Below are 13,797 nucleotides of genomic sequence, written 5' to 3'. Positions count from 1 at the left end.
GAATATGCGATCAGAAAGATTGGCTCAGATGTCCAGATTGTCGGCGAAGGCCGCGCGGTCCTGGATGAAGCGGAAGCGGGCGTCGGCCTTCGTCCCCATCAGGTTGTCGACGGCCTCGCGGGTTCCCTCGAAATCCACCTCGTCGATCTCGACGCGCAACAGGGTGCGTTTGCCGGGATCCATGGTGGTTTCCTTGAGCTGCGCCGGCATCATTTCGCCGAGACCTTTGAAGCGGCCGATTTCCACCTTCTTGCCCTTGAACACCGTTTCCATCAGTTCGGCCCGATGCGCATCGTCTCGCGCATAGACCGTTTTTGCACCCTGGCGAATGACATAGAGCGGCGGCACCGCCAGATAGAGATGGCTGCCGCGGATCAGCTCCGGCATTTCCTGGTAGAAGAAGGTGATCAGCAGCGAGGCGATGTGGGCACCGTCCACGTCGGCGTCGGTCATGATGATGACGCGCTCGTAGCGCAGGTCTTCCTCGCGATATTTCGTGCGCGTGCCGCAGCCGAGCGCCTGGATCAGATCGGCGATCTGCTGGTTGGCGGAGAGCTTTTCGCGGCTGGCGCTGCCGACATTGAGGATCTTGCCGCGCAGCGGCAGGATCGCCTGATTCATGCGGTTGCGCGCCTGCTTGGCGGAACCACCGGCCGAATCGCCTTCGACGATGAAGAGTTCAGCGCCCTCGGCGGTGTTCTGCGAGCAGTCGGCCAGCTTGCCGGGCAGGCGCAGCTTGCGCACCGCCGTCTTGCGGTTCACTTCCTTTTCCTTGCGCCGGCGCAGACGCTCTTCGGCCCGCTCGATCACCCAGTCCAGCAGCTTTGCCGCTTCCGCCGGATTGCCCGCCAGATAATGGTCGAAGGGATCGCGCAGCGCGTTTTCAACAATGCGCTGCGCTTCGACGGTCGCCAGCTTGTCCTTGGTCTGGCCGACGAATTCCGGTTCACGGATGAAGACGGACAGCATGCCGACGGCCGAGATCATCACGTCGTCGGTGGTGATCTGCTGGGCGCGCTTGTTCTGCGTCAGTTCGGCATAGTTCTTCAGGCCCTTGGTCAGCGCGATGCGAAGGCCCGCCTCGTGCGTGCCGCCCTCGGGGGTCGGAATGGTGTTGCAGTAGGAATGGACCTGCGGGTCGCCGCCATACCAGGTGATCGCCCATTCCAGCGCGCCGTGACCGCCGGTCTTTTCCGTGCGACCGGAAAAGATCTCGCGGGTGACGGTGAAATCCTTGCCGAGCGTTGCCGCCAGATAATCCTTAAGGCCGCCGGGAAAATGGAAGACGGCCTTTTCCGGGATCTCGCCGCCGGCTGGCACGACGCCCGGATCGCAGCTCCAGCGGATTTCCACGCCGCCGAACAGATAGGCCTTGGAGCGCGCCATGCGGAAGATGCGGCCCGGATCGAATTTTGCGTGATCGCCAAAGATCTGCGGATCGGGATGGAAGCGCACGCGCGTGCCGCGCCGGTTGTGCACGTCGCCGAGTTCCTCCAGCCCGCCTTGCGGCACGCCGCGCGAAAAGCGCTGGCGATAGAGCTTGCGATTGCGCGCCACCTCCACTTCGAGCAGATCCGACAGCGCATTGACGACGGAGACACCCACGCCATGCAGACCGCCGGATGTCTCGTAGGCCTTGCCGTCGAACTTGCCGCCGGCATGCAGCTTGGTCATGATCACTTCTAGGGTGGACTTGCCTGGCACCTGCGGATGGTTTTCCACGGGAATGCCGCGGCCGTTGTCAGTGACGGTCAGGAAGCCCGCCGCATCGAGATGCACCTCGATGAAGTTGGCGTGGCCCGCCACTGCCTCGTCCATCGAGTTGTCGATGACTTCGGCAAACAGATGGTGCAGCGCCTTCTCGTCTGTGCCGCCGATATACATTCCGGGCCGCATGCGGACGGGTTCGAGCCCTTCCAGCACCCGGATCGAGGAGGCATCATAGCTGTCGCCACCCGCTGTCGGCGCAGCAGGTTGCGGGCGGGCGGCCGGCGCCTTGGGAGCGGCCTCGGCTGCGTCGGGTGCCTTTTCGGCCGGCTTGGGAGCCGTGCTCGGAAGGCTGGCGAAAAGATCGTTCGTGTCGTCCATGGGTCCGTCTATAGGGCCTGTGAGCAAGCAACGGAAGCGCGGGATACGGATTTCCGGCTTGGAGGTGGCTATCGAATCGTCTGCGAACGTGCCAGATGACGTGGCTTTTTCGCGATGCTCGTGCAAAGAAGCAGGCGTTGCGACAGGATGTGCGCTGCAGCGCAGTCCTTGGCAAGACCGAGTTTTGACAGGAAGTGGATGAACCGCCGCATGTCCACAGATGATTTGCCGCAAGCGCGTACCCTGCGGTGGCTTGCCGCGCTTGGGCTTGTCTTCGGCCTTGCTTCCGCGGCCGCAGCCCAGGGGACGAATGGCCCGATTCCCCCCTTCAAGGATGATCTCTTCTCTCGCCAGACCGTGCTGGAAAGCCGCGATGACGGGGCATTCGAGGTGATCGACTATCAGGAACAGCGTGACATCAACGGCCGCGACGAGGAGCCGGAACGGCGGGTCAAGTCTGCCTATGTCGATACGGCGGTCAGCCACAGGCAGCAGGTGAACGAGACGCTGTCGCTTGGCGGCATGCGGCTCGATGTTACCCGCGTCGGGCCTCTGGAAAATGCTGCCTTCACGGTGATCTTCATCCATGGCCGCGGCGGCGACCGCAGGCTGGGCGCCAATGATTTTTCCTTCGGTGGCAACTTCAACCGTCTGAAGAACCTCACCGTCACGAGCGGCGGCACCTATTATGCACCGAGCGTGCCGGGTTTCGATCCGAACGGCGCGGCCGATGTCGCCGCCCTCATCCGGTTCGTGTTCGAGAATTCGAAGGGACGCCCGGTCATCCTGGCCTGCGCGTCCATGGGGAATTTCATCTGCCAGAGCGTCTCGCGTGACAAGGAGGCCGTGCGCTATCTGAAGGGGCTGGTGGTGATGGGCGGTCCGCCGGACCCCGGCTTTCTGACGACGCCGGCCGCCAAGCTGCGCATTCCCGTCTTCTTCAGCCACGGCAGTGCGGACAAGGTTTACAAGGCAGAAGAGCAGATCGCCGTCTATCAGAAGATGATCAGCAAGGCATATCCGACGCGTTTCCGCCTGTTTCGTACGGGCGGCCATGGCACACCGGTTCGCATGAGCGACTGGCGCGAGATCCTCAACTTCATGCTGACGCAGGCGGCGCGCTGATTGACTGGAATTTTAACCAGACTTCTGAACCAAGCCTGCGATTTTCCATACCAATTCACGCGATAACCGTCTAAAACCCCGTCTGTTGAAAATGTGAGGATGCCGTTCCTGTTTCTGGAACGGCTCGGGATGAAGGAAGACAAACCGCGATGACGCCGGATGTTCGCCCGCTGGTGGCTGGAAACTGGAAGATGAATGGCACGCGGTCCTCGCTGGACCAGATCAAGGCGATTGCCGAAGGCGTGCAGGGTCCCCTTTCGGAGAAGGTCGATGCGCTCATCTGCCCGCCGGCCACGCTTCTCTACGTCTCGACAGCGCTGTGCACGGACAGCCCGCTGATGATCGGCGCCCAGGATTGCCACCAGAACGCATCGGGCGCCCATACCGGTGATATTTCGGCCGAGATGATCGCCGATTGCTACGGCACCTTCGTGATCGTCGGCCACTCCGAGCGCCGCAGCGACCATGCCGAAACAGACCATCTGGTGCGCGCCAAGGCGGAAGCAGCCTTTGCCGCCGATGTGACCGCCATCATCTGCATCGGCGAGACGGCCGATGAGCGCAAGGCCGGCCAGACGCTGGAAATCCTCAAGCGCCAGCTGGCCGCCTCGGTTCCGGACGGCGCCAATTCGGAAAACACCGTGATCGCCTACGAGCCCGTCTGGGCAATCGGCACCGGCCTGACGCCGACGGTCGAGGACGTGGAAAAGGCGCATGCCTTCATGCGCGCCGAACTGGTGGCCCGCTTCGGGGTGGCCGGCAAGGCGATCCGCATTCTCTATGGCGGCTCCGTAAAGCCTTCCAATGCGAAGGAATTGATGGGGGTTGCCAATGTGGACGGCGCACTGGTGGGCGGCGCAAGCTTGAAAGCGGCCGACTTCCTCGCCATCTACAAGGCCTATGAGGACCTTGTCGGTTAATTTGCCGCAAAACGCCGTTCCGGCGCACTTGCCCCTTGGAATGCTGGCCCGGCTCGGCTAAAGAGCCGGCCAGACTGTTTTTGATTGCCGCCAGCCGGCGCGCAGGACTGGACTGATATGCAGACCGTATTGATCGTTATCCATCTCATGATCGTGCTGGCGCTCGTCGGCGTCGTGCTGATTCAGCGTTCCGAAGGCGGCGGCCTCGGCATCGGCGGCGGTTCCGGCTTCATGTCGGCGCGCGGCACGGCCAATGCGCTGACGCGCACCACGGCGATCCTCGCCACGCTGTTCTTCATCACCTCGCTGGCACTCGGCATTCTCGCCCGTTACGATTCGCGCCCGACGGATATCCTGAACCGCATTCCCGCCTCGCAGCAGGGTAGCGGCAACGGTATTCTCGATTCGCTCGGCGGCGCAGCACCGGCAGGCCAGGCTCCGGCGAATGGCGCCGCTGCACCGGCTGCCGGTAACGGCGCTGCCGCACCGGCAGCTCCGGCTCCGGCCGATCCGAAGGCGGTTCCGACGGGCCAATAAGGCCGCGTGACGCATAAAACATCCGGCAGGCCGAAAGCCTGCCGGTTTTCTTTTGTCCAGATTTCAACAGCTTTAACGCAGGGGCGTTAGAATTCTGCTGGTGGAATCGTTCGTTTAAAGGTATCCGGTGACTCCCATGGCGCGATATGTATTCATCACAGGCGGCGTGGTTTCTTCCCTCGGAAAAGGAATTGCGGCCGCAGCCCTCGGAGCCTTGCTACAGGCCCGTGGTTACCGGGTTCGACTTCGCAAGCTCGACCCTTATCTCAACGTCGATCCGGGCACGATGAGCCCGACGCAGCATGGCGAGGTCTTCGTGACCGATGACGGGGCGGAAACCGACCTCGATCTCGGCCATTACGAGCGCTTCACGGGGCGTTCGGCCACCAAGACCGACAACATCACGACCGGCCGGATCTACAAGAACATCATCGACAAGGAACGTCGCGGTGACTACCTCGGCGCGACCGTGCAGGTCATCCCGCATGTCACCAACGAGATCAAGGACTTCGTCGTCGAAGGCAATGACGAGTATGACTTCGTCATCTGCGAGATCGGCGGAACGGTCGGCGATATCGAGGCGATGCCCTTCGTGGAAGCCATCCGCCAGCTCGGTAACGAGCTGCCGCGCGGATCGGCCGTCTACCTGCATCTGACGCTGATGCCCTATATTCCGGCGGCCGGCGAGCTGAAGACCAAGCCGACCCAGCATTCGGTGAAGGAGTTGCAGGCACTCGGCATTGCGCCGGATATCCTTTTGGTGCGTGCCGACCGCGAGATCCCGGAGGCCGAACGCCGCAAGCTTTCGCTGTTCTGCAACGTGCGTCCGTCCGCCGTCATCCAGGCGCTGGATGTCGCCAACATCTATGACGTGCCGATGGCCTATCATAAGGAAGGCCTCGACAACGAAGTGCTGGCCGCCTTCGGCATCGAGCCGGCTCCGAAGCCGCGTCTGGAAGCCTGGGAAGAGGTCTGTAACCGCATCCGTACGCCGGAGGGCGAGGTTACGATCGCCGTCGTCGGCAAGTACACCGGCCTCAAGGATGCCTACAAGTCGCTGATCGAGGCGCTGCATCATGGCGGGATCGCGAACCACGTGAAGGTGAAGCTCGAATGGATCGAGTCGGAAATCTTCGAGAAGGAAGATCCGGCGCCTTATCTGGAAAAGGTCAATGGCATTCTGGTGCCCGGCGGCTTCGGCGAGCGCGGCGCACAAGGCAAGATCAATGCCGCCCGCTTTGCCCGTGAACGCAAGGTGCCCTATTTCGGCATCTGCTTCGGCATGCAGATGGCGGTGCTGGAAGCTGCCCGCAACCTCGCCGGCATCGAATCTGCGTCCTCCACCGAATTCGGACCCTCCAAGGAGCCGGTGGTCGGCCTGATGACCGAATGGGTGAAGGGCAACGAGCTGCAGAAGCGCTCCGCGTCCGGTGATCTCGGCGGTACCATGCGTCTCGGCGCCTACAAGGCGGCGCTGAAGCGCGAGACGAAGATTGCCGAGATCTACGGTTCGACTGACATTTCCGAGCGCCATCGTCACCGCTACGAAGTCAACGTGGACTACAAGGACCGGCTGGAGAGCTGTGGCCTCGTTTTCTCCGGCATGTCGCCGGACGGGCTGCTGCCGGAAACCATCGAATATGCCGATCACCCGTGGTTCATCGGCGTTCAGTACCATCCGGAACTGAAGAGCCGTCCGCTCGATCCGCATCCGCTGTTTGCAAGCTTCATCGAAGCGGCATTGGAGCAGAGCCGCCTGGTTTGAGGCCAGATCCTGTAAAACATCATCGCCCCTTGTCCGCGAAGCCGGGCAGGGGGCTTTTTGTTGAAGGGGGATTGTTTGGTCGGTCGCGGGAGTCGCAACCCCTCAATCCCGCGGGTCCGGATCGGCGCTCCTGCCGGTGACATGCGCATAGGCCGACAGCGCCCGGTCGCGGGCAAGGCCGTGGTCGACGACGGGTTTCGGATAGGTGGTGCCGAGCGTCACGCCAGCCTCTTTCAGCACGGCAAGCGGCGCCTCGAAGGGCTTGTGGAGATAGCGGTTCGGCAGTCCTGCGATCTCCGGCACGAACCGACGGATGTAATCACCCGCGGGATCAAATTTCTCGCCCTGCAGGATCGGGTTGAAGATGCGAAAGAAGGGGGCGGCATCCGCGCCGGACCCGGCCACCCATTGCCAGTTGGCGGCGTTCGAGGCGGCATCGGCATCCAGCAGCGTGTCGCGGAACCAGGCCTCGCCCTTTCGCCAGTTGATCATCAGGTCCTTGATCAGGAAGGAGGCCGTAATCATCCGCACCCGGTTGTGCATGTAGCCGTGCCGCCACAGCTGTCGCATGCCGGCATCGACGATCGGATAGCCCGTCTGCCCCGTCGTCCAGGCGGCGAACTGCGCCTTGTCAAACGCCCAGGGGAAAGTATCGAACCGATCGTTCCAGTTGGCGCTGGCAAGCCGGGGAAACTCCACCAGCAGGTGGTAGGAAAATTCGCGCCAGACCAGTTCCTTGCGAAAATGGATCATGTCTTCCGTGGCGGTCAGGCCCCGCGTTGCGTGCCAGATGCGGGCCGGCGAGATTTCGCCGAAGGCGAGGTGCGGGGAGAGCATCGAGGTTGCATCCTCAAGCCCCGGAAAGTCGCGGTCGCGCTTGTAGCGTTCGATTGGCTTGTCGATGAACCGCTTGAGGCGCTGATGGGCACCCGCTTCTCCCGGTTGCCAGAGGTTTTCGAATTCTACCGCCCAGTTCGGGCGTTGCGGCAGGAGATCCCAATCGGCAAGCGATTCGGAGGCGGGAACATGCGCAGGCGCGGGAATGGAGGCGGGCGCATCCACCGGCTCACGTGGCTCGCCTTCCTTTTCCAGCGCCCTCCAGAAGGGTGTGTAGACCCGGTAGGGTCCGCCCGTGCCGGTGCGCATCGTCTTCGGATCATGCAGGAGCTGGCCCTTGAAGCGACGGATCTCCAGCCCGGTCCTGTGAAGCTGTTCGAGGATGGCGGGGTCGATCTCGTCGCGCTCGTAGAGGCGATTGACGAAAAGGGATCTTGCGCCGGTCTCGCGCGCCAGTATCGCCAGCGCCTCGACCGCCGTGCCACTGCGCAGGATCAGCCGGTTGCCTTTTTCGGACAGTGCCGCGTCGAGGGCTGTCAGCGAATGATGCAGCCACCATTCCTGTGCGGCGCCCAGGGGCCCGACCTTTTCCGATTGCGGTTCGCGCACATAGACGCAGACCACCGGCCCGCCGTTCTGGACTGCTGCCATCAGCGCAGCATTGTCATCGAGACGCAGATCCTTGCGGAACCAGAGAAGGACGGGGGATCGGTCGGACACGCGGCAGCTCCGGAATTTCGAGTATTTGTCAGCCGCTTACGGATACGCCCGCGCTGCAGATCACCCGGGGAACGGCCGCAGCAGGATGATGGGGCAGGGGCTGCCCGCCGGCAATTCCGGCGCGTGCGGCGGCCGCACGATCAGCGCGTCGGAATGGGCAAAGATCTTCATCATCGAGGAATCCTGCTTGCCGTAGGCGGTCGCGACCAGATGGCCCTCCGTGTCGCGCGAAAGCGTGGCGCGCAGATAGTCCTGCCGCTGGTCGTTGGCGGAAAGCGTCGTTGCAGTCACGGCCGTCCCGCTACGGTCGGGACGCGGCTGGTGCGCCAGCCGGGCGATCAGCGGCTCCAGGAACAGCAGGCAGCAGACGAGGCTTGCCACCGGATTGCCGGGCAGGCCGAGAACCTGCATGTCTCCGAGTGCACCGACCATCAGCGGCTTGCCGGGGCGCATGGCGATGCGCCAGAAATCCAGCGCCATCCCTTTGGCCTTGAGACTTGCCTGCACCAGGTCGTGGTCGCCGACGGAGGCGCCGCCGAGCGTCACCAGCACATCGACGCCGGCCTCGACAGCCATGCCGATCTGCGCCTCGATGAGGGTGCGGTCGTCGCCGACGATGCCGAGATCCAGAACCTCGCCGCCAGCTGCCTCGATCAGGGCCGCCACGCCGAAGGTATTTGAGGCAATGATCTGATCAGGTCCGGGGGCGCCGCCGGGAGCGACCAGTTCGTCGCCGGTGGCAATCAGCGCCACACGCGGACGTCGGTAGACGGAGACTGTCGCATGGTTCATCGCCGCCGCAACGGTCACATGGGCATGGTCGAGCCTGGTGCCGGCCTTCAGCACCACCTCGCCCTCGGCAAAATCCTGACCACGCGGACGGATATGTCGTCCCGCCGTCACGGCGAAAGTCGTGCGGATGCGGTTGTCGTCCAGCCGCTCGGCATCCTCCTGGATCAGCACCGCGTCTGCGCCCTCAGGCACCGGCGCACCGGTAAAGATGCGCACGGCTTCGCCGGGGCCGAGCGTGCTGCCAAAGGCGTGGCCAGCTGCTGACTGCCCGATCACGGTCAGTTCGGCGGCGATCTCGGCAGCGTCGGCGGCGCGCAGTGCATAGCCGTCCATCGCGGAGGCGTGAAAGGGGGGCTGTGTCAGGCGTGCGGCAAGATCTTCCGCCAGCACGCGGCCGGCTGCCTGCCTGAGGCCGATCCGTTCCACCTCCGCCCCCGGCCTGGCGCGCGACAAAAGGCGCTGGAGGGCGTCGGAAACGGGAAGGAGCGGGCCTGCCATGGTGTCATTCCTTGCTGCGTTGCCAGTCGCCGGATTTGCCACCGCTCTTGGCGAGAAGCTGGATGCCGCCGATCTGCATGCCCTTGTCCGCGGCCTTGGCCATGTCATAGATCGTCAGGCAGGCAATGGAGACCGCGGTCAGCGCCTCCATCTCGACACCCGTCTGGCCACTCAGCTTGACGGTTGCCTCGACACGCAGGCCCGGCAGGGCCTCGTCTTCGGTGATCTCGACGGAGACCTTGCTCAGCATCAGAGGATGGCAGAGCGGGATGAGTGCGGCGGTCTGCTTCGCCGCCATGATGCCGGCAAGCCGCGCCGTGCCGATCACGTCGCCCTTTTTCGCATTGCCGGCGCGGATCAGCGCCAGCGTTTCGGGCTGCATGCGGACATGGCCCTCGGCGGTCGCGATCCGCACTGTCGTGGCCTTGTCGCCGACATCGACCATATGCGCTTCACCGGCAGCGTTGATATGGCTCAGGCGGGCGTCGTCCACCATCACTCGGCCGCCTGGCTTGCGGCCTCGCCGGTCAGCAGCGTGCGCGTTGCCGCTGTCACGTCGTCCTTGCGCATCAGGCTTTCGCCGACGAGGAAGGTCGAGATGCCGCTCTTCTGGAGACGCAGGCAATCGGCATGGGTGAAGACGCCGCTTTCGCCGACCAGCAACCGGTCCGCGGGAACCAGTCCTGCCAGCCGTTCGCTGACCTCGAGGCTGACCTCGAAGGTGCGCAGATTGCGGTTGTTGATGCCGACGAGCGGTGAGGCAAGCTTCAGGGCCCGCTCCATCTCCTCTTCATCATGCACTTCGATGAGTACATCCATGCCGAGCGCGAAGGCTTCGTCCTCCAGCCGCTTGGCGTCGTCGTCGCGGAGCGAGGCCATGATCAGGAGAATGCAGTCGGCCCCCCAGGCGCGGGCTTCCAGCACCTGATAGGGATCGAACATGAAATCCTTGCGCAGCGCCGGCAGTGAACACGCCGCGCGTGCGGCGGTCAGGAATTCGGGCGCACCCTGAAAGCTCGGCGCATCGGTCAGCACGGAGAGGCAGGCAGCGCCGCCCTCTTCATAGGCCCTTGCGAGTGCCGGCGGATCGAAATCCGGCCGGATCAGACCCTTGGACGGGCTCGCCTTCTTGATTTCGGCAATCAGGCCGAAGGTGCCTGCCTGCTGCCTTTCCCGCAGCGCCTGGTAAAAACCGCGTGGGCCTGGCTGGTCGGCAGCCATGGCCTTCAGGTCTGCCTCGGAGACACGCGCCTTGGCGGCCGCGATTTCCTGCAGCTTGTAGGCTTCGATCTTCTTCAGAATGTCGCTCATGAAAACCTCGGGGAACCTCAGATGGTCTCGTTGGAGACAGCGACGAGGCGGTCGAGAACGGCCGCCGCATTGCCGCTGTCCAGCGACTGGGTGGCAAGGATCATGCCCTCCAGCACGTCGGCGGCCCTGCCGGCAACCACGAGGGACGCAGCAGCATTGCAAAGAGCGATATCACGATAGGCATTGCGGGCACCACCGAGCACAGCGCGCAATGCACGCGCATTCACCTCGCCGTCGCCGCCCTTCAGTTCCTCGATCGTGGCGCGCGCGACGCCAAAATCTTCGGGCGTCAGATCGAAACTCCGGATCTCGCCATTTTCCAGTGCGGTGACATGCGTCACGCCGGTGGTGGCGATCTCGTCCATGCCCTGGCCGTGCACCACCCAGAGGCTTTCGGAGCCGAGATCGCGCATCACTTCCGCAATCGGCTGCAACCAGCGCGGCGAGAAGACGCCGAGCAACTGGCGCCGGGCCCCGGCCGGGTTGGAGAGGGGGCCGAGAAGGTTGAAGATGGTGCGCGTGCCAAGCTCCACGCGGCTCGGGCCGACATGGCGCATGGCCGCGTGATGCACCTGCGCGAACATGAAGCCGATACCCGCTTCCTCGATGCACCGGCTGATCAGGGCTGGCGGGATGTCGAGCTTCACGCCAAGGGCCGTCAGGGCATCCGCCGTGCCGGATTTCGAACTCAATGCCCGATTGCCATGCTTGGCGACCCGGACACCGGCGCCGGCGACGATGATCGCTGCGAGCGTCGAAATGTTGTAGGTTCCGAGCCCGTCGCCACCCGTGCCGACGATATCGATGACATCAGACGGCGCTGCCACCGGCAGCATCTTGGACCGCATGGTGGAGACCGCACCAGCGATCTCCTCCACCGTTTCGCCGCGCACCCGCAGCGCCATCAGAAAGCCGCCGATCTGCGAGGGCGTCGCCTCGCCCGACATCAGGATATCGAAGGCGGCGCGTGCGTCCTCGCGGGAGAGCGCCTCGCCATTGGCCACCTTGGCGATGAAGGGTTTCAGTTCTCCCATGCCGGCTCCCCCTTCGTCCTGCTAGCGAACCATGGCCTGGTCGGCCAGCGCCTGATTGATCGACACGCCGTAGCGCGTCTGCAGCTGGTTGACCATCTGGTCGAGAATGTCGTCACCAGCCGCACGTGCAATCTGCTGCAGCTGCTGTTCCTCGCCGCTCAGCGCATCGGCCGGCGGATGGTTGACGGCCGTGACATGCACGAGAAGACGGCTTTCGCCATCGGCAGCCTGAGCGGTCGCATTGGTGCCGACCGGTCCGCTGAAAGCAGCCTGAACCGCTTCGCCGCCGAAGATCGGGTCCGTGCTCTGGCGCTTCAGATTGGTCTTGCTCTCGACGGCAAGGCCGAGTTCGGTGGCGATGGCAGCCATGTCCTCACCCTTGTCAAGACGGGCCTTCAGCTCGTCGGCGCGGGTCTTGAGGGCGGCGCGCTGCTGTTCCGTCGTCCAGTCGGCCACTGCCTTGTCATGCACTTCCGACAGGCTGCGGTCGCGTTCGGCAATGACTTCACGCACATCGAACCACACATATCCATCGCGGCCCAGATTGGCCGGCAGCGCTTCTGCGCCGACATCGGTGCGGAAGACCTCCGTCAGCAGACCCTCCGATTTCGGAAGCGTTGCCACCGGCTTGCCGCTGCCATCATTGCCGCTGCGGTCCACGGTCACCTCGACGGCCTTCAGCTGCAGCTGCTTGGCGGCTTCCTCCAGCGAGGAGCCGGAGCCACGCAGGTCCTCGAAGCGATCATGCACCGACTGGACCGCCTGGGCCGCGGCCGAGAGGGCCAGGTTGCGGCGGATCTCGTCCTTGACCGTGTCGAAGGACTTGGTGGTTTCCGGGCGGACATTGGTGACGCGCAGAACGACCGGGCCGAACGTGCCCTGTACCACCGGCGTCACGCCACCCTGCGGGCCAAGCGCGAAGGCCGCATCGGCAATCTTCTGGTCCGGCAGCTGGTCCTTCGTGAAATCGCCGAGCATTACATCGGCTGCGGTCTTGCCCTGATCGGCCACCAGCTGGTCGAAGGTCAGGCTGCGTTCCTTCATCTGTGCCAGCGCGGCATCGGCCATTTCCTTGCTCGGGAAGGGCAGCTGTTCGATGGTGCGGGTTTCCGGCGTGCGATAGCTGTCCTTGCGGCGATCGTATTCGGTCTTCACCTGCTCGTCGGTGACGCTGGTCGGATCGGCGACATCGCCCGGCTGCAGCGTCACATAGGCGAAGCGGCGCAGTTCCGGCGCGCGGTAGCGGCTCTTGGCATTGCCGAACCAGGCGCTCAGAACGGCCTCGTCCGGCGCCTTGACGGGGTCGATATTGGCAAAGGAGAGCAGCAGATAGTTCACGTCGCGTTCTTCGTCACGATACTGCTTCAGCGCCTCGACCAGCACCTTCGGCGGCTGGAAGCCATCGGAGATGGCGTCGACGATCTGGCTGCGCACGGCAACCTTGCTGCGTTCGCTGATGTAGTCGTCCTCGCGGATGCCGGCATTGCGCAGGCGGCTGCTGAACAGCTGGCGGTCGAAACGGCCGTCATTGCCACGGAAGGCCGGATCTTCGGCGATCAGGCCGGCCAGACGATCCTGTGAGAGGCCGAGGCGCATGTCCTGCGAGAGCTGATCGAGGGCAGCACCGGCGGCAAGCTGTGCGAAAGCCTGCTGTTCGACACCGAAGGCGCGGGCCTGTTCTCGGGTCAGCTGCGTGCCGAACTGGCGGCTCAGCGCGCTCAGCTGGCGCTGATAGGCAAGGCGGAATTCTTCCGGCCGGATGCGCTGGTCGCCCACGGTCATGACGGCGTTGCTGCCGGGGCTGACAATCGATGCGGAGGCTCCCCAGATGCCAAAGGAAACCACGAGGATGAGGAACAGCAACTTCGCCACCCACGAGCGGGAAGCGGATCTGAGGGAATCAAGCATCGATCGACATTACCTTGCGAAAGGATAGCTGGCGCTGCCACCGGCAGCCTTGAAGGTTTGTCTCTAGAACAAAGCGCAGCGGAAATGAAGGCATTTTGCCTCAAAAGACGCGCAAGACGCGATTGGGGCTGACGGCGGCATGACGAGTAGGACTTGGTCTCACCGTGGGCCAGGGGTGCGCCTTCGGTGCAGGGCATGGCGGCTATGATTCCCGTCTTCTCCGGTCGCGTTGCGGCGGACCGTAGGCCCGCCTCTTTCAGAC

At 63.9% G+C, this 13,797-nt stretch carries 11 protein-coding genes; 4 read left to right on the top strand and 7 right to left on the bottom strand.

What is annotated here, in order from left to right:
• Positions 1-24: 24 nt before the first annotated feature.
• On the bottom strand, positions 25-2,088 hold the full coding sequence (parE, locus tag F3H95_RS16230; protein WP_149746763.1) for a DNA topoisomerase IV subunit B: 2,064 nt from the start codon (positions 2,086-2,088) through the stop codon (positions 25-27).
• Between the two features lie 210 nt (positions 2,089-2,298).
• On the opposite strand from parE, the gene F3H95_RS16225 reads away from it, so the two are divergent.
• From F3H95_RS16225 to F3H95_RS16210, 4 genes are all read left to right on the top strand, one after another.
• Positions 2,299-3,213 (top strand): alpha/beta hydrolase, encoded by a 915-nt coding sequence (locus tag F3H95_RS16225; RefSeq protein ID WP_149746762.1) that lies wholly within the window; start codon positions 2,299-2,301, stop codon positions 3,211-3,213.
• Positions 3,214-3,362: 149 nt separating this feature from the next.
• A complete protein-coding gene (gene tpiA / locus F3H95_RS16220) occupies positions 3,363-4,133 on the top strand; it encodes a triose-phosphate isomerase (RefSeq protein ID WP_149746761.1) in 771 nt (256 codons plus the stop codon).
• A 117-nt stretch (positions 4,134-4,250) separates the two neighbouring features.
• The gene (secG, locus tag F3H95_RS16215) at positions 4,251-4,670 is read left to right on the top strand and encodes a preprotein translocase subunit SecG (protein ID WP_142880929.1); all 420 of its coding nucleotides are present in this window, start codon (positions 4,251-4,253) and stop codon (positions 4,668-4,670) included.
• 136 nt (positions 4,671-4,806) lie between these two features.
• Positions 4,807-6,435, top strand: a complete 1,629-nt coding sequence (locus tag F3H95_RS16210) for a CTP synthase (RefSeq protein ID WP_142880928.1) — start codon at positions 4,807-4,809, stop codon at positions 6,433-6,435.
• A gap of 102 nt (positions 6,436-6,537) precedes the next feature.
• On the opposite strand, the gene F3H95_RS16205 is transcribed toward F3H95_RS16210, so the two are convergent.
• The 6 genes from F3H95_RS16205 to F3H95_RS16180 are packed head-to-tail and all read right to left on the bottom strand — an operon-like array spanning position 6,538 to position 13,535.
• Positions 6,538-7,992: a deoxyribodipyrimidine photo-lyase gene (locus F3H95_RS16205; RefSeq protein WP_244618043.1), complete on the bottom strand. Its 1,455-nt coding sequence runs from the start codon at positions 7,990-7,992 to the stop codon at positions 6,538-6,540.
• Between the two features lie 60 nt (positions 7,993-8,052).
• Entirely contained in the window at positions 8,053-9,282 is a 1,230-nt protein-coding gene (gene glp / locus F3H95_RS16200) for a gephyrin-like molybdotransferase Glp (protein WP_149746760.1), read from the bottom strand.
• Positions 9,283-9,286: 4 nt separating this feature from the next.
• Positions 9,287-9,778, bottom strand: coding sequence for a cyclic pyranopterin monophosphate synthase MoaC (gene moaC, locus F3H95_RS16195; protein ID WP_149746759.1), 492 nt, complete (start codon positions 9,776-9,778; stop codon positions 9,287-9,289).
• Positions 9,778-10,593 (bottom strand): indole-3-glycerol phosphate synthase TrpC, encoded by an 816-nt coding sequence (gene trpC / locus F3H95_RS16190; RefSeq protein ID WP_149746758.1) that lies wholly within the window; start codon positions 10,591-10,593, stop codon positions 9,778-9,780. The genes moaC and trpC overlap by 1 nt, the downstream gene beginning before the upstream one ends.
• A gap of 17 nt (positions 10,594-10,610) precedes the next feature.
• Positions 10,611-11,627 (bottom strand): anthranilate phosphoribosyltransferase, encoded by a 1,017-nt coding sequence (gene trpD / locus F3H95_RS16185; protein ID WP_149746757.1) that lies wholly within the window; start codon positions 11,625-11,627, stop codon positions 10,611-10,613.
• Between the two features lie 21 nt (positions 11,628-11,648).
• Positions 11,649-13,535, bottom strand: coding sequence for a peptidylprolyl isomerase (locus F3H95_RS16180; RefSeq protein WP_149746756.1), 1,887 nt, complete (start codon positions 13,533-13,535; stop codon positions 11,649-11,651).
• Positions 13,536-13,797 lie beyond the last annotated feature (262 nt).

This window comes from Rhizobium sp. RU35A (genome assembly GCF_900156005.1).
Classification (GTDB): Bacteria; Pseudomonadota; Alphaproteobacteria; order Rhizobiales; family Rhizobiaceae; genus Neorhizobium; species Neorhizobium straminoryzae.
The sequence above is the reverse complement of the archived record's forward strand: the minus strand, read 5'-3'. Positions and strand labels throughout refer to the sequence as shown.